Here is a 1,481-nt window from a genome sequence, read left to right as displayed (position 1 = left end):
CACATCATATAAAGCAGAAAAAGTGTATGCGTTGTGGAAAGCCTATACATTTACCTCAACGTATATTTGATACAGCTTACAGTATTGTTGCTCAGTATCAAACTGAATATCGAGGAATTGTACAATATTACAAAATGGCCTACAACCTTCACACACTAAGTTATTTGAAGTATGTGATGGAAGTATCATTAGTAAAGACTTTAGCATCTAAATACAAAACAACTTGCAGGAAAATTTATAGAAAATTTGGTGCGATGATTGAAAACGATGAAGGTGAAAAACGAAAAGTCATCCAAATCAGAGTAGATCGTTTACCATCAAAGATACCATTAATTACACACTTTGGTGCTGTATCACTAAAATGAAATAAATGGGTAAGCATAAGTGATAACCTTATACCAATATGGAATAAGCGTAGTGAAATAGAGCAAAGACTATTGGCACAAACTTATGTAAATCACAAGAGCAGATTGAAGTACATCACGTACGTAAACTTGCTGATTTGCTAGGTAAACGTAATACTGAGCTACCGAAATGGAAAAAGAGAATGATTGAACGACAGAGGAAGACTCTTGTTGTTTGGGGAATATTACTTTTTTTCGGTTTGACACACTTTTTTGAACTTATATCAATTTAAAAATGGAGGTTTGACAATGAGTCAAAAAGTAGTAAACAGAACTAACGGATTGGTAGATTATAAAGAGTTGGAAACAAATATCCTGTCGTCTATACGAGAAGGAAGACCGTTGACAGGAAAGGAGGGAGCATTAACACCATTTATAAAAAAGCTGCTGGAGGCGAGTCTAGAAGGTGAAATAGAAAACCATTTATTAGCTGAAAGTGAAGAAAATAATCGCAGAAATGGGAGGAATGGAAAGACTTTACGTACAAGTGCAGGTTCATTTGAGCTGTTAACGCCAAGAGATAGAGAAGGAAGTTTTGAGCCGCAAATAGTCAAAAAAAGGCAAACAAGCTTACATCCAGAGCTTGAAACGAAGATTTTGAGCACATTTGCCAGTGGTATGAGCTATAGAGATATAGCGTCACACGTTGAGGAAATTTATGATCACAAAATATCGGTAGCAGAGATATCAAGTATTACCGACAAATTACTGCCTATAATCAATGAATGGCGTAGTCGTCCACTGCAATCAGTATACCCGATAGTATTTATGGATGGGATGTTCTTTAAGGTCAAGGAGGATGGACATTGCGTAAGTAAATGTATGTACAATATATTGGGCATAGACCAAAATGGCAGAAAAGAAGTCCTGGGCTTTTATTTGGCTGAAAGTGAAGGAGCTAACTTTTGGTTGGAAGTGCTAAATAACCTCAAAGAAAGAGGAGTAGAAGATATTCTGATTGCATGTGTAGATGGGCTAAAAAGCTTTCCTGCAGCCATCAACAGTGTATTTCCCAGTGCAGAAGTGCAGCTATGTATAGTACACCAAATAAGAAATTCTCTGAAATATGTATCCAGT

At 36.3% G+C, this 1,481-nt stretch carries 3 protein-coding genes; all 3 read left to right on the top strand.

Features of this window, described 5'->3' with window-relative positions; genetic code table 11:
* Positions 1-365, top strand: a 365-nt coding sequence (locus Wcon_RS11615) for a group II intron reverse transcriptase/maturase (protein ID WP_338062145.1), incomplete at its 5' end; no start/stop codon positions are given.
* Between the two features lie 137 nt (positions 366-502).
* Positions 503-637 carry a hypothetical protein gene (locus Wcon_RS12920; RefSeq protein ID WP_338062156.1) on the top strand — a complete coding sequence of 45 codons (135 nt, stop codon included), beginning with the start codon at positions 503-505 and terminating at the stop codon, positions 635-637.
* A gap of 16 nt (positions 638-653) precedes the next feature.
* Positions 654-1,481: IS256 family transposase (locus tag Wcon_RS10530; protein ID WP_114516781.1), on the top strand; the 828-nt coding region annotated here is incomplete at its 3' end.

The sequence above is a fragment of the Wolbachia endosymbiont of Cylisticus convexus genome (assembly GCF_003344345.1).
The sequence above is the reverse complement of the archived record's forward strand: the minus strand, read 5'-3'. Positions and strand labels throughout refer to the sequence as shown.